Origin of the sequence: Caenispirillum bisanense, assembly GCF_039523075.1 — a bacterium.
GTDB classification, from domain to species: domain Bacteria; phylum Pseudomonadota; class Alphaproteobacteria; order Rhodospirillales; family Rhodospirillaceae; genus Caenispirillum; species Caenispirillum bisanense.
Map to the genome: position 1 here is coordinate 1 of NZ_BAAAEP010000047.1, position 18,901 is coordinate 18,901.

24 protein-coding genes are annotated in these 18,901 nt (G+C 71.3%); 4 read left to right on the top strand and 20 right to left on the bottom strand.

Translation table 11 applies throughout. The features are described 5' to 3' along the window. From ABD056_RS17605 to ABD056_RS17615, 3 genes are all read left to right on the top strand, one after another. Positions 1–552, top strand: a 552-nt coding sequence (locus ABD056_RS17605; protein WP_343868781.1) for an FAD-dependent oxidoreductase, incomplete at its 5' end; no start/stop codon positions are given. Between the two features lie 80 nt (positions 553–632). Next, on the top strand, positions 633–1,235 hold the full coding sequence (locus tag ABD056_RS17610; protein WP_343868783.1) for a superoxide dismutase: 603 nt from the start codon (positions 633–635) through the stop codon (positions 1,233–1,235). 501 nt (positions 1,236–1,736) lie between these two features. Then, positions 1,737–2,060: an antibiotic biosynthesis monooxygenase family protein gene (locus ABD056_RS17615; protein ID WP_343868785.1), complete on the top strand. Its 324-nt coding sequence runs from the start codon at positions 1,737–1,739 to the stop codon at positions 2,058–2,060. 75 nt (positions 2,061–2,135) lie between these two features. Here the strand turns inward: ABD056_RS17615 and grxD are convergent, their stop codons facing one another. From grxD to ABD056_RS17630, 3 genes are all read right to left on the bottom strand, one after another. After that, positions 2,136–2,468, bottom strand: coding sequence for a Grx4 family monothiol glutaredoxin (grxD, locus tag ABD056_RS17620; protein WP_343868787.1), 333 nt, complete (start codon positions 2,466–2,468; stop codon positions 2,136–2,138). Positions 2,469–2,582: 114 nt separating this feature from the next. Beyond that, the gene (gene rarD / locus ABD056_RS17625) at positions 2,583–3,545 is read right to left on the bottom strand and encodes an EamA family transporter RarD (protein ID WP_343868788.1); all 963 of its coding nucleotides are present in this window, start codon (positions 3,543–3,545) and stop codon (positions 2,583–2,585) included. A 43-nt stretch (positions 3,546–3,588) separates the two neighbouring features. Next, entirely contained in the window at positions 3,589–4,602 is a 1,014-nt protein-coding gene (locus ABD056_RS17630; protein ID WP_343868789.1) for a nucleoside recognition domain-containing protein, read from the bottom strand. 142 nt (positions 4,603–4,744) lie between these two features. On the opposite strand from ABD056_RS17630, the gene ABD056_RS17635 reads away from it, so the two are divergent. Next, positions 4,745–5,212, top strand: coding sequence for an Lrp/AsnC family transcriptional regulator (locus ABD056_RS17635; RefSeq protein ID WP_343868790.1), 468 nt, complete (start codon positions 4,745–4,747; stop codon positions 5,210–5,212). On the opposite strand, the gene ABD056_RS17640 is transcribed toward ABD056_RS17635, so the two are convergent. From ABD056_RS17640 to cybH, 17 genes are all read right to left on the bottom strand, one after another. Further along, entirely contained in the window at positions 5,173–5,595 is a 423-nt protein-coding gene (locus ABD056_RS17640; protein ID WP_343868791.1) for a hypothetical protein, read from the bottom strand. The genes ABD056_RS17635 and ABD056_RS17640 overlap by 40 nt on opposite strands. Before the next feature lie 127 nt (positions 5,596–5,722). Continuing rightward, positions 5,723–6,337 (bottom strand): 30S ribosomal protein S4, encoded by a 615-nt coding sequence (gene rpsD / locus ABD056_RS17645; protein ID WP_343868792.1) that lies wholly within the window; start codon positions 6,335–6,337, stop codon positions 5,723–5,725. Positions 6,338–6,492: 155 nt separating this feature from the next. Continuing rightward, on the bottom strand, positions 6,493–6,999 hold the full coding sequence (locus ABD056_RS17650; protein ID WP_343868793.1) for a GNAT family N-acetyltransferase: 507 nt from the start codon (positions 6,997–6,999) through the stop codon (positions 6,493–6,495). 32 nt (positions 7,000–7,031) lie between these two features. Then, entirely contained in the window at positions 7,032–8,069 is a 1,038-nt protein-coding gene (locus tag ABD056_RS17655; protein WP_343868794.1) for a substrate-binding domain-containing protein, read from the bottom strand. Positions 8,070–8,098: 29 nt separating this feature from the next. Next, entirely contained in the window at positions 8,099–9,667 is a 1,569-nt protein-coding gene (locus ABD056_RS17660; protein ID WP_343868795.1) for an inorganic phosphate transporter, read from the bottom strand. A gap of 150 nt (positions 9,668–9,817) precedes the next feature. Then, positions 9,818–10,861 (bottom strand): hydrogenase expression/formation protein HypE, encoded by a 1,044-nt coding sequence (gene hypE / locus ABD056_RS17665; protein WP_343868796.1) that lies wholly within the window; start codon positions 10,859–10,861, stop codon positions 9,818–9,820. Further along, on the bottom strand, positions 10,858–12,003 hold the full coding sequence (gene hypD / locus ABD056_RS17670) for a hydrogenase formation protein HypD (protein WP_343868797.1): 1,146 nt from the start codon (positions 12,001–12,003) through the stop codon (positions 10,858–10,860). The genes hypE and hypD overlap by 4 nt, the downstream gene beginning before the upstream one ends. Continuing rightward, positions 12,000–12,236: a HypC/HybG/HupF family hydrogenase formation chaperone gene (locus tag ABD056_RS17675; protein WP_343868799.1), complete on the bottom strand. Its 237-nt coding sequence runs from the start codon at positions 12,234–12,236 to the stop codon at positions 12,000–12,002. Before ABD056_RS17675 ends, hypD begins: the two co-directional genes overlap by 4 nt. A 12-nt stretch (positions 12,237–12,248) precedes the next feature. Further along, positions 12,249–13,349, bottom strand: coding sequence for a Kae1-like domain-containing protein (locus tag ABD056_RS17680; RefSeq protein ID WP_343868800.1), 1,101 nt, complete (start codon positions 13,347–13,349; stop codon positions 12,249–12,251). Continuing rightward, positions 13,346–14,212, bottom strand: a complete 867-nt coding sequence (hypB, locus tag ABD056_RS17685) for a hydrogenase nickel incorporation protein HypB (RefSeq protein ID WP_343868801.1) — start codon at positions 14,210–14,212, stop codon at positions 13,346–13,348. Before hypB ends, ABD056_RS17680 begins: the two co-directional genes overlap by 4 nt. Beyond that, positions 14,212–14,553 (bottom strand): hydrogenase maturation nickel metallochaperone HypA, encoded by a 342-nt coding sequence (gene hypA / locus ABD056_RS17690; RefSeq protein ID WP_343868802.1) that lies wholly within the window; start codon positions 14,551–14,553, stop codon positions 14,212–14,214. Before hypA ends, hypB begins: the two co-directional genes overlap by 1 nt. Continuing rightward, positions 14,546–15,769 carry a nickel-dependent hydrogenase large subunit gene (locus ABD056_RS17695; RefSeq protein WP_343868804.1) on the bottom strand — a complete coding sequence of 408 codons (1,224 nt, stop codon included), beginning with the start codon at positions 15,767–15,769 and terminating at the stop codon, positions 14,546–14,548. Before ABD056_RS17695 ends, hypA begins: the two co-directional genes overlap by 8 nt. Then, on the bottom strand, positions 15,766–16,344 hold the full coding sequence (gene hybE, locus ABD056_RS17700) for a [NiFe]-hydrogenase assembly chaperone HybE (RefSeq protein ID WP_343868806.1): 579 nt from the start codon (positions 16,342–16,344) through the stop codon (positions 15,766–15,768). Before hybE ends, ABD056_RS17695 begins: the two co-directional genes overlap by 4 nt. Beyond that, entirely contained in the window at positions 16,341–17,144 is an 804-nt protein-coding gene (locus ABD056_RS17705; RefSeq protein WP_343868808.1) for a hydrogenase expression/formation C-terminal domain-containing protein, read from the bottom strand. Before ABD056_RS17705 ends, hybE begins: the two co-directional genes overlap by 4 nt. A gap of 72 nt (positions 17,145–17,216) precedes the next feature. Continuing rightward, positions 17,217–17,522, bottom strand: coding sequence for a HypC/HybG/HupF family hydrogenase formation chaperone (locus tag ABD056_RS17710; protein WP_343868810.1), 306 nt, complete (start codon positions 17,520–17,522; stop codon positions 17,217–17,219). Between the two features lie 5 nt (positions 17,523–17,527). Continuing rightward, positions 17,528–18,172 (bottom strand): HyaD/HybD family hydrogenase maturation endopeptidase, encoded by a 645-nt coding sequence (locus ABD056_RS17715; RefSeq protein WP_343868812.1) that lies wholly within the window; start codon positions 18,170–18,172, stop codon positions 17,528–17,530. Beyond that, positions 18,169–18,888, bottom strand: a complete 720-nt coding sequence (gene cybH / locus ABD056_RS17720) for a Ni/Fe-hydrogenase, b-type cytochrome subunit (RefSeq protein WP_343868815.1) — start codon at positions 18,886–18,888, stop codon at positions 18,169–18,171. The genes ABD056_RS17715 and cybH overlap by 4 nt, the downstream gene beginning before the upstream one ends. Positions 18,889–18,901: the final 13 nt, after the last annotated feature.

Here is an 18,901-nt window from a genome sequence, read left to right on the forward strand (position 1 = left end):
GGGGTGGTGCGGGCGGTCCCGCCGGCGGCGGCGCAGCGGCTGCTGCCGGCCCTCGCCCTGCCGGAGCTGCCCATGCGGGCCATCGTCAACGGGCACTTCCTGCTGCCGCAGCCGGTGCCCCTGCCGCCGCCGGGCTTCGTCGGGCTGATCGGCGGCACGGCGCAGTGGCTGTTCGTCCGCGGCGACGTGCTATCCGTGACGGTGAGCGCCGCCGATGCCCTGGCCGAGCAGGACGATGCCGCCATCGCCGCCGCCCTGTGGGCCGATGCCTGCCGCCTGCCGGCGCTGCGTCCGCTTTCGGGCAACCCGCTGCCGCCCTGCCGCGTTGTGCGCGAGCGGCGGGCCACCCTTGCCCATACCGCCGCCGCCGAGCCCCTGCGTCCGGCCCCCGTGACACCGCTGCGCGGGGTGCTGCTGGCGGGAGACTGGACGGCGACCGGCTACCCCTGCACGGTTGAAGGCGCCGTGCGCTCCGGTGTCCGGGCCGCCGCCCTGGCCGCCGCCGCAGCGCACGGAGGAAGCGAAGCTGCCCCGAAATTTTCGCCGCACTGACCTTGCATCGGCCGGTGCGAGCGGATTATCTAAACGGCCTGTTTAGATAGTTTCCAAAACCCATAATTGCGAGGTTGGTAATGGCTTTCGAACTGCCCCCGCTGCCGTATGCGAAGGATGCCCTGGCGCCGCACATGTCGGCCCAGACCCTGGAGTTCCACCACGGCAAGCACCACAACACCTACGTCACCAACCTGAACAATCTGGTGAAGGACACCCCGCTGGCGACCAAGTCGCTGGAAGAGGTGATCCATGACTCCTGGAACTCGAAGAACATGGGCGTGTTCAACAACTCCGCCCAGGTGTGGAACCACACCTTCTTCTGGAACTGCATGAAGCCGAACGGCGGCGGCGAGCCGACCGGCAAGGTGGCCGAGCTGATCGACCGCGACCTCGGCGGCTATGCCGCGTTCAAGGAGAAGTTCTCCGACGCCGCCAAGACCCAGTTCGGCTCCGGCTGGGCGTGGCTGGTGGTGAAGGACGGCAAGCTCGACCTCATGAAGACGCCGAATGCCGAGAACCCGATGGTTCACGGCGCCACCGCCCTGCTCACCATCGACGTGTGGGAGCATGCCTACTACCTGGACTTCCAGAACCGTCGTCCGGACTTCGTCACCACGTTCCTCGACCACCTGGTCAACTGGGACTTCGTGAACGAGCAGCTGTCTAAGGCCGGCGCCTGACACGCCGGCACCTGACGGTGCCTGCATGAAAAGCCCCTCTGCAAGTTAAGGGGCAAAACCGGCGCCCTCCGGGGCATGGTAGCTGCCGACGTACTGCAGGCTGCCAGGGAAGTGCCGGTTCCGTGGAGAGATCCACGTCGTGGTTCAGCCGGCTGGGAAGGCAATCGGATTGAGGGACAGAGCGCCGCGATGGCGAGATGTCGCAGGTCCGGAGTCATCTCAGCCGCTGGCCGGCCAATACCCCGCTGGCGCACCCTGGTGAAGAGACTGAGCGCAGGCGGCGCCAAGCCGGTGCCCATGGCCAGGTTCATCGCCTCCGGCAGAGCCGGTGCCAGCAGGTTGGCCGGAGAGGTCCCAGCCTCCGCAGGCCGCCTTGGCATGAGGCGGAGCCCCCCCCTACCCCCTGACGATCCCGTTGCCTCCGCCGGTAGTGGCTCTGGGCGGCCTCCGCCGGCAGGCGTAGCGTCGGCGGCGGGCATCACACGGGAGGGAACCGCCGCCATGGACTCATGCACCGCCGGCTGCTACGCCGTCATCTTCACCTCTGTCCGCGACGCCGCCGAGGGCGACGGCTATGCCGAGGCCGCCGACCACATGGTGGAACTGGCACGGCAGCAGCCGGGCTTTCTGGGGGTCGAGTCGGCGCGCGGTGCAGACGGCTTCGGCATCACCGTCAGCTATTGGGAGAGCGAGGAGGCCATCCGCGCCTGGAAGCAGCACGCGGAACACGCCGCCACCCGCGAGCAGGGCCGCGCCCGCTGGTACACCACCTGCACCACCCGGGTGGCGCGGGTGGAACGGGCCTACGGCTGGCAGCGCCCCTGACGGCAGGCAGACAGCAGAAAGGCCGGCGCCAGGAGGCGCCGGCCTTTTCCGGTCTCGGGCGGACCCGGCGCGCCGTCAGGCGGCGGTCTTCACGCCCTTGTCCTTGAACAGCTGCTGCAGTTCGCCGGTGGAGGCCATCTCGCGCACGATGTCGCAGCCGCCGATGAACTCGCCCTTCACGTACAGCTGCGGGATGGTCGGCCAGCTGGAGAATTCCTTGATCCCCTGGCGCATCTCGTCGCTGGCGAGCACGTTCACGTCCTTGAACGGCACGCCGAAGTGGTTGAGCACCTGCACAACCGCGGCGGAGAAGCCGCACTGCGGGAACTGGGCGGTGCCCTTCATGAACAGCACAACGTCGTTGCTGTCGATGTCGGACTGGATCTGCTGGTGAGCCGAAGTGGTCATTCTCGTATGAACTCCTGTGGCGTCGTCGTCGGAGGGGACGGGCCGGCGTGACGGCTGGGGGATGGTGGCTCACGAACCACCGCCGACGCGCTGCACGGCAGCAGGGATATTGGCCTATGGGGCGCTTCTGTCAACGCCTTCGGGCGTGGGGTCTTGCCCCGGCGGCGGGCGGCGGCCGAACAGGCGGCGCGGGTCGATGCTGTAGACGGCGATGCCGCACCAGATGAAGGCGAAGGCGACGGCGTGGGCGGTGGTGAACGTCTCGTTGAACACCAGCGTCGCCAGCAGGAACTGCATGGTCGGGTTCATGTACTGCATGAGGCCGAGGGTGGCCAGCCGCAGCCGCCGCGCCGCATAGCCGAACAGGAACAGCGGCACCGCCGTCAGCGGCCCGGCCGCCAGCAGCAGCAGCGGCACGGTCCAGCCGCCGTCGGGCGGATGCAGGAAGGCCCCCTGCCCCGCCGCCTCGGCACTGCCCAGGTAGAGCAGCACCAGCGGCAGCAGCACCAGGGTTTCGACGAACAGGCCGACCAGGCTTTCGGCCGGCGCCGTCTTGCGCAGCAGGCCGTAAAGGCCGAAGGAGACCGCCAGGGTCAGCGCCACCCACGGCAGGGTGCCGAGGCCGATCACCAGCGCCGCCACCCCGGCCACCACCAGCCCGAGCGCCCCGGCCTGGCGGCGGCTGAAGGTTTCCTTCAGGAACACCGCCCCCATCAGCACCGTGACCAGCGGGAAGATGTAGTAGCCGAGGCTCGCCTCCAGCGCATGGCCGGTGCTCACGGCATGGACGAAGGTGACCCAGTTGATGGTGATGACGGTGGCGGAGGCGACAAAGACCACCAGCTTGCGGCGGCTCGACAGGATCGCCAGCACCTCGCGCCAGCCGCCGCGCACCGCCAGCACGCCGGCCAGCACCAGGGCGGCCCACAGCACCCGGTGGGCGACCACCTCCAGCGGCGCCACCGCCGCCAGCAGCTTGAAGAACAGCGGCGACACGCCCCACACGCCATAGGCGCTGACGGCCGCGATGAAGCCGGCGCGGGCAGCGGGGGAAACGGCAGTGGCGGGCTGGGTCATGCCGGCCACCGTGCCGCGCCCGGCCGCCGCCGTCCAGGGCCGCTCAGGGCGACCCGGCCGGAGCCGCGGCGGCCGCCGGCGCCGGGCGGCCGAGGCGGTTCATCAGCAGGCGCTCGAACAGGCGCTCCGGCAGGGCGTGGACGATGCGCGCCAGCACCACCATGACCACCAGCGTCAGCACCAGCCGGCCGAGCACGACGCCGCTCCAGTGGCCACCCATGGCGATGATGATGATGCTGTCCTCGATCAGGCTGTGGCACAGGGCCATGAAGGAGATGGACAGGAACACGTCGCGGCGCGGCAGGGTGCCCCGGTCGACCTCGCGGATGATCAGGCCGGAGCCGTAGGACAGGCCGAGCAGCACGCCGATCACCGTCAGCGGCACCGCCTGCGGCCCCATGCCCATGAGGCGCAGCAGCGGTTCCAGCGCGCGGGTCAGCAGGCGGGTGGCGCCGATGGCATCCAGCAGCCGCATCCCCAGCATGATGACGAAGATGATGGCAAGGATCGCCAGCAGCCCTTCGGCGGCCGAGATCGCCCACGCCAGCCAGCCGGCATCGGTGGTCATCTGCGGCAGCCACGACATCTGCGCCGGCTCCTGCAGCAGGCCGAAGCCGTTGTAGACCGCCGCCAGCACCGCGCCGAACACCAGCGCCCCGGCCAGCCGCAGCAGCGTCTGCACCACGAAGCTGGTGCCGGTGCGCTGGCACACCCGGCCCTCCAGCGGCAGCGAGTGCGCCACCAGCATCATGGTGCCGAGGACGGTCATCTGGGCAATGGTCAGCTGTTCCGGCGCCAGGATGGTCGGCAGGATGGCGACGGCGCCGTAGATGGTGGCAAGGCAGGCGGTCGCCCACACGATGCCCAGCTCCGGCGGCAGGCCGACCAGCGACATGAACGGCTCGAACACCGCCGCGATGTAGGGGATGGCGCCGAAATCCGACGCCAGCTTCACCGCCACCATGATGGGCACCATCAGCTTCAGCAGCACCCACCACACGCGCAGGGCGCTGCGGGCGAGATCGAGCAGGAAGGCCACGGGACGGGCGCGCAGCATGATGACTCCGGCAGATCGTCAGGGGGGAATGACAGGCCCCAGTGATAGCGCATCGGGCGCGGCAGGGGTGGTCAAAGATTGCCTCGCGGTGGCAGAATATTGCACGACTGCCCTTCCGCCCTTGCAAGGCTCCGCCGCCGCCATGGCCCTCGACCGCATCGACCGCCGCATCCTGCGCCACCTGCAGCAGGACGCCGACATCACCAACGCCGCCCTGGCGGAGGCGGTGGGCCTGTCGCCCTCCACCTGCCTGCGGCGGGTGCAGAAGCTGAAGGATCAGGGCGTCATCCGCCGCACGGTGGCGGTCATCGACCCGGCGGCGGTGGGGCGCGGGCAGACGGCGGTGGTGTCGGTGCAGCTGACCCACCACGGATCGCCCCAGCGCCAGGACTTCATCGCCCGCCTGCGGCGGGAACCGGCGGTGATGCAGGCCTGGGGCGTCACCGGCGAGCCGGACGTCATCCTGATCCTGCAACTGGGCGCCATGACCGAGTACCAGGGGGTGATCGAGCGCCTGTTCGCCCACGACCCGCTGGTGGAGCGGTTCTATACCTACGTCGCGGTGGCAACCTACAAGGACGTAAGCGCCGTGCCGCTGGACGAGGAATGAGGCCGGCACAGGAGCATGTCCAGGGCGTGGCGGATGGCCTCCACCTCCGGCAGGCCGGCGCCGTTGAGCAGGATGCCGAAGCCCTCGCCGCCCGCCTCCGCCACCCGCACCGAAGCCAGCAGCGTGTCGCCGCGCAGGACGTGGATGTCGCGGCACGGCCTTCCCCGCGACCACACCTCGCGGCTGGCGTCGATCACCAGCCCTTCCACCCACTGCGGTTGCCGCAGGCGGCCTTCGGCGAAGGCCCGCTCCAGCAGCGGGGTCACCACCGCGTCCAGGGTCTCCCGCGCCTGCTGTTGCCGCGCCTCGCCCACCGGGTCGAGCCGCATCCGCTCCGCCTGCTGTTCCCTCAGCAGGGCCTGCAGCACCGCATCGTCGTTCATGGTCCGCTCGCCCCTCCTCCTGCCTGACCGGCCCCAGGATGGCCGAACCCGGCGGCCACACAAACGAAAACCGGCGGCACCGCAGGGTGCCGCCGGTTGACGGTCCGATGGGAGTGTCTGCAGCCGATCAGCGGCTGTAGAACTCGACCACCAGGTTCGGTTCCATCTGAACCGGGTACGGAATGTCGGCCAGCTTCGGCGTGCGGATGAAGGTGCCGCGCATCGCCTTGTGGTCCACTTCCAGGTAGTCGGGGATGTCGCGCTCACCCGACTCGGAGGCTTCGATCACCATCGGGATCTGGCGGGACTTCTCGCGCACTTCCACCACGTCGCCTTCCTTGACCATGTACGACGAAATGGTCACGCGCTTGCCGTTCACCAGGATGTGGCCATGGTTGACGAACTGGCGGGCGGCGAACGGGGTCGGCACGAACTTCATGCGGTAGACGACGGCGTCCAGGCGGTGCTCCAGCAGGCCCACCAGGTTCTCGCCGGTGTCGCCCTTACGGCGCACGGCCTCGACGTAGTACTTGTGGAACTGCTTCTCGCTGATGTTGGCGTAGTAGCCCTTCAGCTTCTGCTTCGCCATCAGCTGGGTGCCGAAGTCGGACGGCTTGCGGCGGCGCTGGCCGTGCTGGCCCGGGCCGTACTCGCGCTTGTTGATCGGCGACTTGGCGCGGCCCCACAGGTTCACACCCAGGCGGCGGTCAATCTTGTACTTGGCTTCAATACGCTTCGACATGCGAGGCTCGATCCATTGAAAGGGTTGCGTAGCGGTTTTTGTCCGGTAGTCCCGATCCGCGAGCCGTTGCCGGCCCTGGTGGGCGGGGTGGTCGGACCTGCCGCCACCCGCATTCCCGGAAGGAAGCGCGCAGTATGCGCAAAACCGTGCCGGCGTCAAGCCCCGCCGGCGGCGCCGTCAGTGTCGGCATCGGTGTCGGTGGCGGCCTCCCGCCGCAGTGACCGCCACAGCACCTGCTCGCCGCCGATCACCCGCCCGGCCGGACGGAAGCCGCAGCGGTGGTAGAAGGCGACGGCGCCGGCGTTGTCCGGCCGCACCCCCAGGAAGACGCGCGGATGCAGCGGCCAGGCCGTCGCCATCTCGGCCGCCGCCGCCTCCAGCGCCGCGCGGCCGAGGCCCCGCCCCTGCGCTGCGGCGTCGATCAGCACGCGGTAGATCCACGGCGCCCGCTCGTTGCGGTCCAGGGCATACATGAGAAAGCCCACCACCTGCCCGCCTGCCGCCTCCACCACCGCCCGCGCCTGGCACTCCGGCATGGCGGCGGCTTCCTCCAGGGCGGCGGCGACGCCGGTGACGAAGGCCTGCTGCTCCGGCCGCACGCGCAGCGCCAGCAGGGCGTCGCGGCGGCATTCGGTCACCGTGTGCAGGCTGACCCTCTGCATGATGGCGGTGCGGTCCTCCCGTGGTGTCGGCGTCAGCGGTCGGGCAGCGCCGCCGCCCGCGCCTGCATGGCCTCCAGCTCGGTGGGTGCCAGCGGGATCAGGCCGGCATCGATGAGGTAGCCGTCGGGGCCCACCGCATCGTCGGAGACGAAGGCGCGCACGAAGCTCTTCAGCCCGGCGACGCGGCCCAGGTGGTCGGTCTTCAGATAGAAGTAGAGCGCCCGGAACAGCGGATAGCGGCTGTCGCGGATGGACTCCATGGACGGCTGCACGCCCTCGATGGCGGCATAGGTCAGGCGGCCCGGCGCTTCGGTGGCGGCGTGCAGGCCGACGATGCCGGCGGCATCGGGGCTAGCGGCGACGCGCTTGATCAGCTCGCCGTCGTCCTCGCCGACGTTGATGTAGGCGCCGTCTTCCCGCAGGGCGGCGCAGACGCGGCGCTTGTCCGCCTCCGCCAGACTGCTGATGTAGCTGTCGGCCTCGCAGGGGGCTTCCATCACCAGCTTGATCAGGCTGTCGCGGGTGCCCGAGGTGGGCGGCGGGCCGTAAATGCGGATCGCCACCTCTGGCAGGCCGGGGCCGATGTCGCGCCAGGTGCGGTAGGGATTGGGCACCAGCCGGCCGTCGATGGGCACCTGGGCGGCCAGCGCCAGCCACAGCTGGCGGCGGGTGAGGTCCAGCGGCTGGGCGCTGGAGGCCTGCACCACCACCAGGCCGCCATACCCGATCTTGAATTCGGTGAGGGCGTCGACGCCGTTGTCGTGGCAGGCGTCGATCTCGCTGTCGAGCACCCGGCGCGAGGCCAGCACGATGTCCGGCGTGTTGATGTCGAGGCCGGAGCAGAAGCGGGCGAAGCCGCCGCCGGTCCCCGACGACTCGACCACCGGCGTGCGGTGATGGCTGGTGCGCCCGAAGGCCTCGGCCACCCGGGTCGCGAATCCGTACAGGGTGGAGGAGCCGGTCACCCGCACGGTATCGCGGGCCGGCTGCTGCGCCACGGCCAGCGACGGCGCGACGACAAGGGTGGCGGCGACGACCAGAGCCGACGCCAGCGCACGGGTGACCATCATGGTTCGGTGCCTCTCCTGCTGCGAGGCGCTCAGACGAACGCCGACCAGAGGAGGAAGATAACCGCCGAGAGCAGGGCTGCAAGCGGAACCGTCACCAGCCAGGCGGCGACGATGGTGGTCAGGTGCTGGCGGCGCACCAGCCGGCGGCGCTTTGCCTTCTCCGCCTTGCGGTGGGCCTTCTCCAGCATCTGCTGCTGCGGCAGCACCGCCGGCGCGGAGGTTTCGCCGCCGTGCTCACCACTGCCGAGGGCGGCGCCGGTGGGGATGCCGCCGGCGGTCAGCGCCACGTCCGGCTTCATCTCGCGCCAGTGCCAGACGTAGCGGTTGGTGCGGAATTCGCGGAAGAAGCCGACGCCGAACACCGCCCCGACGGCGATGTGGGTGGAGGACACCGGCAGGCCGAATTCCGACGCCACGATCACCGTCAGGGCGGCCGCCAGGGCGACGCAGAAGGCGCGCGCCGGGTCCATCTTGGTGATCTTCTCGCCAACGGTGCGGATCAGCTTCGGCCCGAACAGCAGCAGGCCGCAGACGATGCCGAGGGCGCCCACCAGCAGCACCCAGCCGGGCACCACCACCTGCGCCTGCACGACTCCGGCCTGCACCGCCGCCACCACCGCCGCCAGCGGACCGACGGCATTGGCGACGTCGTTGGCGCCATGGGCAAAGGACAGCAGCGCCGCCGAGAAGATGAGCGGCCAGCGGAACAGCTCCCCCACCGCCCGGCGGCGGTTTTCCAGGCTGAGCGCGCGGCGCTCCACCGCCGGCCGGGTCACCGCCCAGGCGGCCACGGCAAGGCCGGCGCCGGTCGCCCAGATCAGCGCCGTCGGCGGCTTCCACAGCTGCTTCAGGCCCTTGGTGATGAGGTAGACGGTGAAGGCGAAGGTCATCAGGCCGACCAGCACCGGCACCCAGCGGCGGGCGGCGGCCAGCTTGTCGTCCTGCTCCAGCACCCGCACGGTGATGAACCACAGCAGCAGGGCGGCGATGAGGCCGCCAAGGGCCGGCGAGATGATCCAGCTGGCGACGATGGTGCTCATCACCGGCCAGTTGACGGCCGTCAGGCCCGCCGCCGCCACGCCGGCGCCGAGCACCCCGCCGACCACGGAATGGGTGGTGGAAACCGGCGCCCCGATGGCGGTTGCCAGGTTGATCCACAGGGCGCCGGCCAGCAGCGCCGACATCATCGCCCGCACGAAGACCTGCGCATCGGCCAGCGCCGACGGATCGACGATCCCGCGCGAGATGGTCGACACCACCTCCGCCCCGGCGATGAGGGCGCCGGCGGCCTCGAACACCGCCGCCACGATCAGGGCGCCCACCATGGTCAGGGCGCGCGAGCCGACCGCCGGGCCGACATTGTTGGCCACGTCGTTGGCGCCGATGTTGAGCGCCATGTAGCCGCCGATGACGCCGGCCGCGATGATGAAGGACGCATACTGCTGCCCCTCGGCAATGCCGAAGGTGACGGCGAAGACGGCCACCAGGAACAGCAGGGCCAGGCCGATCGCCCCGGCGCGCCGGCCGCTTTCGGCCGTCGCCACTTCCAGTTGGACGATCTTGTTGAGGTCCTTGTCGAGCGCGGTCTTCTTGGCCACGGGATGCCTGTCTGTGGGGGTCAGCGCGGAACGTGCAACGAGGCTCCGTCGGGTCAACGAACGACGGAGCCTCGTGTTACGAAAATTCGACGCTTTTATGACAGGCAGGGCGGCCGGAGGCAACGCCCAATGGCACCGTTTCCGCCGCCGTCAGCAGATGCGCGGCAGCTGTTCGCCGGCCAGCCACTCCACCACCCGGCGGCCGCCGAAGGCGGTGTCCAGCTGCACGAAACGGTGCTCGTCCTCCACCGCCCGGCCGATGATGGCGGCGTCACGGCCGAGCGGATGGGCCCGCATCACCTCCAGCAGCCGCTCGGCCCGCCCGGCGGGGCAGAAGGCCAGCAGCTTGCCCTCGTTGGCGACGCCGAGGGGGTCGATGCCGAGCATCTCGCAGGCGCCGCGCACCGCCGGGCGGATGGGCAGCGCCGCCTCGTCCAGGATGAGGCCGACGCCCGACTGCTGCGCCAGTTCGTTCAGGGTGGCGGCAACGCCGCCGCGGGTCGGATCGCGCAGGGCGTGGATCTCCGGCACCGCCGCCACCATGTCGGCCACCAGCCCGTGCAGGGGCGCGCTGTCGCTGACCAGGGCGGTGTCGAACTCCAGGTTCTCGCGCCTGGACAGCACGGCGATGCCGTGGTCGCCGAGGGTGCCGGAAACCAGGATGGCATCGCCGGGGCGGATGTTGTCGCCGGAGATGTGCAGGCCTTCCGGCACCACGCCGACGCCGGTGGTGGTGATGAAGATGCCGTCGCCCTTGCCGCGCTCCACCACCTTGGTGTCGCCGGTCACCAGCGGCACGCCGCTGGCCTTGCAGGCGCCGGCCATGAACTGGACGATGCGGGCGAGATCGGCCAGCGGCAAGCCTTCCTCGATGATGAAGCCGGCCGACAGCCACAGCGGCCGGGCGCCGGCCATGGCGACATCGTTGATGGTGCCGTGGACGGCCAGGCTGCCGATGTCGCCGCCGGGGAAGAACAGCGGCGAGATCACATAGCCGTCGGTGGACATCACCAGCCGGCCCGGCGGCGGGCTCATCATCGCCTGGTCGTTGCCCTGGGCGAGGTAGTCGTTGGCGAAGGCGGCGGCGAACAGCTCCGACACCAGCTGCGCCATGGCGCGGCCGCCAGCGCCGTGGCTCATGTCCACCCGGCCGTTGGCGAGGTCGAGCGGCTGCGGGAACAGGCGGCGGGTCATGCGGACAGGCTCCTCTGCGGCGACGACGACGACGACGACGGATCGCGGTGGCGGCCGTACAGCCAGTGGGCGGCGCAGGCCCCCTCGCCCGACACCATGCACGAGCCGATGGGCGAATCGGGGGTGCAGGCGGTGCCGAACAGCACGCAGTCCTGCGGTTGCTTGCGCCCGCGCACGATGTCGGCGCAGGCGCAGGACTTGGGATCGGGCACCGCGCGATAAGCCACGTCGAACCGCCGCTCGGCATCGAAGTCGGCGAAGGCCTCGGCGATGGCAAGGGCGCTGTCCGGCAGGGTGCCGAGACCGCGCCACTCGAACGACGGCCGCAGGGTCATGGTTTCGGCGATCACCGCCCGCGCCTTGGGATTGCCCTCGGCCGTGAGGGCGCGGACATAGGCGTTTTCCACCCGCGGGTCGCCCTCGTTCACCTGCCGCACCAGCATGGCGATGGCCTGCAGCAGGTCCAGCGGCTCGAACCCCGCCACCACCATGGCCTGACCGGCGGCGGCGAAGGGCGCATAGGGCGCCGTGCCGATGACGGTGGAAACATGCCCCGGCGCGACGATGCCCTGCAGCGGCGTCGCGGCGTCGTCGGCGAGGATGGCGCGCATGGCCGGCGGGGTCATCACATGGTTGCAGAAGACGCTGAAATTGCTCAGCTTCTCAGCCTTCGCCTGGAGCAGCGCGAGCGCCGTCGGCGGCGTCGTGGTCTCGAAGCCGATGGCGAAGAACACCACCTGCCGGCCGGGGTTCTCGCGCGCCAGCCGCAGGGCGTCCAGCGTCGACCAAACGATGCGCACGTCCGCCCCCGCCGCCTTGGCCTTGAGCAGGCTGACGCGGCCGGAGCCCGGCACCCGCACCATGTCGCCGTAGGTGCACAGGATCACGCCATGGTCGCGGGCCAGTTCCACCGCCGTGTCGATGCGCCCCACCGGCAGCACGCACACCGGGCAGCCGGGGCCATGGACCAGCCGCACCGCCTCCGGCAGCAGGTCGGCGAGGCCGTAGCGGGCGATGGTATGGGTGTGGCCGCCGCAGAACTCCATGAAGGTGTAGGACCGGCCGGGCTGGCAGTCGGCGGCGATGGCGGCGGCCACCTGCCGCGCCAGGGCGCCGTCGCGGAACTCGCTGGCGTACTTCATGGCCCCACCTCCTCCGCCAGGGTGCCCATTTCGCGCAGCAGGGCGAGGGTGCGGGCGGCTTCGTCGGGGTCGATGCGCGACAGGGCATAGCCGACGTGCAGCAGCACGTAATCGCCCACCGCCACGCCGTCGAGCAGGGCGAGGCTGACCACCTTCTCCACCCCCTCGATGCTGACGCGGCCCATGGCATCGGGCAGCAGGTCGACCACCTTGGCCGGGATCGCCAGACACATGGCGCGCTCTCCTCAGGGAAGGGAACAGGCCGCCGCCCAGGCCTGGCCCAGGCTGACGGCGGGATCGCCGGGACCGAGGCGCTGCGGACGCAGGACGCGCAAGCCCTGCCCCTCCAGCCGCGCCGCAAGGTCGGCCGACAACACCTTGTTGTAGAAGCAGCCGCCGGCGAAGGCGATGACGCCGGGCAGATCGCCGCGACGGCCCAGGGCCTGCATCACCCAATCCGCCACCGCCGCCGCCAGGGTGCCGTGGAACAGCGCCGCGCCGGCCGCCCGCTCCGCCTCGCGGCAGTCCGCCAGCGCCGCCAGCAGCGGCGTCAGGTCGAGCACGCCGGCGGCATCCACCGTCCAGCCGCCCGCCAGCACCTGCGGCGCCGTCACCAGCCGTTCCAGCGCCATGGGCGCCTGCCCCTCGAAGGCGGCCACCGGATGCACGTTCAGCAGGCCGCAGGCGGCATCGAACAGTCGCCCGGCGGAGGACGTCGGCGGGCAATTGACGCCGCGCGCCATGATGCGCGCCAGATGCGCCGCCGCCGGCTGGTCCGGCCAGCGCGCCGCCGTCTCGTCGCCGCGCCCGAGGGCGTGCAGCGCCGCCGCGCCCATGCGCCAGGGCTCCCGCGCCGCCACGTCGCCGCCCGGTTGCAGCAGCGGCGCCAGATGGCCGAGCCGCTCCATGCGGCCGCCGTTCACCAGCAGCAGTTCGCCGCCCCACGCCTGCCGGTCGGGGCCGAGGCCGAAGCCGTCGAAGGCGAGGCCCAGCAGCGGCCCGTCGTGACCGGCCTCGGCGGCGGTGGCGACGACGTGGGCGTGGTGGTGCTGCACCGCCACCGCCGGCACCCCCAACTCCGCCGCCAGGGCCGCCGCCAGACGGCTGGCGGGGAAATCCGGGTGCAGGTCGTGGGCCACCGCCGCCGGCGCCCGGTCGAGCCCGGTCAGCAGGGCGCGCGCCGCCGCTTCCATGCGGGTGATGGCGTCGGCGGTGTCGGTATTGCCGACATCCTGCGACACTCGCGCGCAGGGGCCGTCCACCACCGCCACCGTGTTCTTGAGGAAGGCCCCCAACCCCAGCACCGGCGGCACCGGCCGCGGCAGCGCCAGTTCGACGGCGATCACGAAGCCGCCGCCGCCAGCATGGCGTCGCGCCGTTCCTCGATCCAGCCGAGCCACTTGTGCAGGCCCTGGTGGGTGGTGGCGGACAGTTCGATCACCCGCAGGCCGGGGTTGACCCGGTGGGCCAGTTCCAGGCAGCGCGCCACGTCGAAGCGCACATGCGGCAGCAGGTCCACCTTGTTGAGGATCATCAGGTCGGCGCAGGCGAACATGTCGGGGTACTTGAGCGGCTTGTCCTCGCCTTCCGTCACCGACAGGATCACCACCCGCGCCGCCTCGCCCAGGTCGAAGGCGGCGGGGCAGACCAGATTGCCGACGTTTTCGATGAACAGCACGCTGCCGCGTTCCAGCGGCAGGTGATCGCAGGCATCGCCCACCATGGCGGCATCCAGGTGGCAGCCCTTGCCGGTATTGACCTGGATGGCGGGGGCGCCGGTCTCGCGGATGCGGTCGGCGTCGAAGGTGGTCTGCTGGTCGCCCTCGATCACCGCCACCGGCATGCGCGGCAGCAGCGCCCGCGTCGTCTCGCACAGCAGGGTGGTCTTGCCCGAGCCGGGGCTGGAGACCAGGTTCACCGCCACGATGCCGGCGGCGGCGAAGCGGGCGCGGTTGACGGCGGCCAGGTGGTCGTTGTGGCCGAGCACGTCCTGCTCGATCTTCACCAGCCGCGCCTGATCCAGCCCGGCGACGCTCACCCCGGCCGGACCGTGGCCGTAATGGATGTGGCCGTGGCCGTCATGGCTGTGGGGCACGCCGGCGGCGTGCAGGGCGGCGTGTTCGGGATCGTGCTCCCCGTGATGGTGGTGCTGATCCTTGCCCCGCCCGGCTTCGAGCGACCCTTGTCCGCATCCGCACATGGTGCACATCACTCGACCTCCAATTCCCGCACCCGCAGGTCGTCGCCTGCGGTGACCTGAAGCTTGTAGCCGCCGCAACGCGGGCAGGCATCGCCACGGCGGGCCAGCGGCACCGGCTCGGCGCAATCCATGCACCAGGCGGTGCCCGGCGTGACCACGATGTCCAGCCGCGCCTCGGCGGCCAGGGTGCCCGGCTTCTGTGCCTCGAAGGCGAAGCGCAGGGACTCCGCATCGGCGTGGTTCAGCGCCCCCACCTCCAGCACCACCGTCTGCACCCGGGCGAAGGCCTGGGCCCGCGCCTGATCTTCCAGGATGCGCATGATGCCGGCCACCAGCGACATTTCATGCATGACCCCGCCCCTCCTCCTCCACCCGCACATGGCAGGCGACACAGGGGTCGAGGGCCATGACGAGCCATTCGGTGGCCCGCCGCACCCACGCACCATCATTGGCCGGCAGGCTGCCGACGGCAGCCGCCAACGGTCCCCTGGACTGGAAATTCCACTCCGTCGGCGCCAGGATGCGCCACCGCGCCACCCGGCCGTGGGCCACCACCACGTGATGGAACAGCCGGCCGCGCGCCGCATCCTCGGCACCCAGGCCCCAGCGCACCGCCGTATCCCCTGCCCCCGCGGCGGTCGACTGCGTGCCTTCGACGGACGTCTGATCATCGCACATTTGCGACGTAATTCGGACGATTTTTTCCACCGCCAGGGCCGTTTCCACCACCCGCGCCAGCAGCCGCGGCAGCACCGCCGGGCCCAGCCGCGCCACCATCGCCGCCACCGCGCCATGGCCGCCGGTGCGGGCGAAGGGGCCGGTTTCGTAGACCACGCCGTCCCACTGCGGCGCCCGCAGGAAGGACACCACGTCGGTCGCCTCCAGCCGTTCCGCCAGCCGGAGGGGGTCGAGCGGTGGCAGCGGCGGCAGGGCGGCGACAGCACCGCCGGCCTCGGCCACTCCGGCGGCGGCGGCGGCGCGCATCACCTGCGCCGGCATCACCTCGGCCGTCGCCAGCCACGCCGCCAGATCTTCGGCACCGGCGACCGCCGCCAGCGGCAGACCGAGCACCGCCGTCTCCACCGCCCCCGCCAGTTCCGCCGCCGAGGCCACCAGCACCGGCCGCACCAGAGTGGCGCCGCCGCCCAGGCGGGCGCGGGTGCGGGAATCGGGATAGAGCACCCGTTGCAGCGCCGCCGCCGCCTCGCGCACCCGGCGGGCGCCGTCCACATCCGGCGGCAAGCCGGCGAGCACCGGCCAGTCCACCAGCATGCGGGTGGCGTGTTCCGATACCGTCTCGGCGCCGACCAGCAGCGCCCGCGCCAGCCGCTCCTGCGCCGACACGTCGATGCCGAGCGCCGCCTCCACAGCCCGCAAGCCGGCGGTCAGCTGGCCGACGCCGCACAGGGCGAACAGCAGCGGCAGCAGGGCGAGCGCATCGTCGACCGTCTTGCCTTCCAGCACCGCGGCGGCGGTGGCGGTGCGGCCGGACGCCACATCCACCGCAGCCACCCGGCCGCCGGACAGGCGCAGGCGGACGTCGATGCGCTCCCCCGCCGGGATCATCGCGGGCCGCGTCCGCGCGGCGCCCGCCCCATGCCGAGGGCGGCGCGGCGGCTGAGGTCGACGGCGGCCTTGGGCGGCGGCCCTTCGGTGCGGCGGCGGCGCGCTTCCGGCGGCGGCGCCTCGGCCGGCGGCTGGTTCAGCAGGTCGGCCAGGGCGAAGCGGGCGGTGATGACCGCACCCTCGTGGTCGGCGAAATCCTGCATGGGGGAGAACAACGACGCCGTGAGCAGCGGCCCCACCCCCTCCAGCCGCCCGGCGGTGAAGGAGATGCTGCCGCAGGGCAGCGCCAGATCGTGCTTCTCCCCTTCCGCCAGGGCGTCCCAGGCGGCCGGGTCGGCGGGCAGCAGCACCACGTTCATGCACCACGGCGTCACCACCACCCCGAGCAGCCCGGCGCCGAGGCCGGCCGCCGTCAGATCCCACGGCTGCAGGCCCAGCGCCTCCACCCGCAGGGCGGGGTTGTGGACCGGCAGGCCGCGCATGCTGGCCTCTTCCACCCGGCGATAGGCCGCTTCCAGGGCGGCGGTGCGGGCAGCGATGGCGGCGGCGGTGGGAACGGGGTCGGTGGCGGTCACGGGTAATAGGCTCCCAGGATGTCGTGCAGGCGTTCGGCACTGTCGGCCAGATCGTCCTGCGCGGCAAGGGCCGCCGCCGGCACGTCACCCGCCTGGAGGACGTGCAGGATCATCTTGTCGTCGGCGTTGAAGTACATCAGCCGCCACAGGTTGCGGATGCCGGTGGCGACGATGCGGCAGTTGCCGTAGCCGCGCGACAGGATGTCCACCGGCCCGTCGCCCTTCAGCTGCGTCTCCAGCACCATCAGGTCGACCGGCGTCATGGGCAGCAGGGTCAGGTTGACCTCGTGCGGGCCGCCGGCGGTGGCGTCGTCGGCGCGCAGCTGCACCGCATCGCGCAGTTCCGCCAGCACCGGGCGCACGTTCATGGCGCCGCGCGGGATGCGGTCCTCGGCCGGAACCTGCACTTCGGCCGGCAGGCCGGCCACCGCCGCCCGCACCACGGCGGGAATGTCAGCCACCTCCACCCAGCTGGCCGCCGCCGTCTTGACCCGCCACAGGCCGGGCATGACGCTTTCCTGCACGCGGGTGCCGTCGGCCAGCTTCACCTGCACCTCGCCCTCGCCCAGCACCTCGTCCACCAGCCGGGCATCGGCCTCCGGCAGGTCGGACAGGTCGACCCGCACCGGCGTATCGCTGCCGATGCGGTGGCTGCGGGCGGCGGCGAGCACCGCCTCCAGCGCCGCCCGGCCGGCGGTCATGGCCGCCAGCTCGTCGTCGCTGAAGCCGCGCCGCCGCTCCTCTCCGAAGCCGGTGGGACGCAGGGACAGGAAGGCATCGCCGATGGTGGGTCCGATCATGGTCGTCTCCGGCGGCGGCAAGTGGTCGGCTGTCGACGGTGATTGCCGCGTGAAAGGATTGAAGGACGGGCCTCAGGCCTTGAGGAAATCCGGCAGCTCCGGCTCGCGGTCGATCAGGTCGGCGAACAGGTGGTCGACCGGCTCGCCGCGCTGCACCGCCGTCACCGCCTCCAGCGCATCGGCGATCTGCGCCGCATCCTCCGCCGTCAGCACCGAGCGGGCAGCGCCCAGGAAGGCCAGCACCCAGCCGCCCACCGGCTGCGGCCCGACCAGCCGCAGGTCGAGCGTTTCCGTGTGGCGGCCGTCGCGGCTGATGCACAGGCCGGCGGTGCCGTCGTCGGACAGGGCGTGGATCTGCAGCGGGATGCCCATGCACATGCGGATCAGCCCCCGGCCGCGCCGGCAGCAGGCCCGGTAGAAGCGCCGCCGGCCTCGTAGCTGTCAATGTCGACGCCGTTGCCGACCAGCCCGCCCGCGAGGTCGAGCGGCTGCGGCCGCAAGCTTGCCGCCCGGCCCCAGCGCGCCAGTTCCGCCAGCCCGAGGGCCATGGCCTCGTCCATGCGGGCGCGCACCTGCGGCCGCAGGGAACCGCCCCAGTCATCCAGTTCCACCGCCTGAATGCCGATCAGCACCATGTCCTGCGGCCCGCCGCCCATCAGCGCGGCGGCGGCCAGCACGTCCTGGAAGCCGGTCTGGTGCAGGCTCATCTTGCGGCAGCCCATGAAGCGCGGCACCTCGTCGCCGCGCACCACCCGCAGGGTGCCGGGGGCATCGCCCCAGTCGATGGCATCGAACACCAGCAGGTTGCGGGCGCGACGGACATAGGGTTCCAGGTACAGGCCCTGGGTGCCGCCGTCCATCACCAGCACCGACGGCGGTACGGTGTAGCGGCGGTGCATCTCCTCCACCACCCGCACGCCGAAACCCTCGTCGGCCCACAGCAGGTTGCCGATGCCGAGCACCAGGGTGTCGAAGTCCGGCTCCTCCACCCCCCAGCCGCCCCCGGCGTCGCCGCCGGCGGGGATCATGGCTGGTCGTCCTTGTAGCTGCGCAGGCCGTTGATCATGGTCGAGACCATGGTCTGGCGGCTCATGATGTCCTCGCGGATGGCGGCGTAGACGTGGATCATGGTGAACAGGATCAGCCCCCACATGCCCACATGGTGCCAGGTGTGGACGCTGAAGCTGTCGCCGAACAGCGCGATCACCCAGCCGAACATCGCCCACTGCCAGCTGTCCTGGCCGGTGCCCTCGGCATAGAGGGCGAAGCCGGTGACGATCATGAAGGCGGTCAGGAACACGAAGCCGAACATGGCCAGATGGGCCAGCGGGTTGTGGCCGACGTACTTCTTCGGATCGCGTTCCAGGAAGGCATACCACTTGGCCTCGAACACCACTTCCGACCACCACTGCCGATCCCACACCGGCACGAAGAAGATCTGCCGGGCGTGGCGGTTGCCGACGAAGGCCCAGTAGATGCGGCCGATGAAGGCGATGGCGACCACATAGCCGGCGGCGAAGTGGACGTAGCGGATGTAGCCCATCAGGAAGTTGTCCGTCGCCTCCCCCGGCACGCTCGGCAGGGGGCTGGCGATGAACCAGCCGGTGAGGGCCAGCAGGGTCATGGCAAGGGCGTTGATCCAGTGCCACAGCCGCACCGGCGCCTCGTAGACGTAGATGCTCGACTGCCGGGCGCCGAGGGCTTCGACTTCCTTCAGCGCTTCCTTGCTCGTATAGGCGCTCATGGCCAGGCCCTCC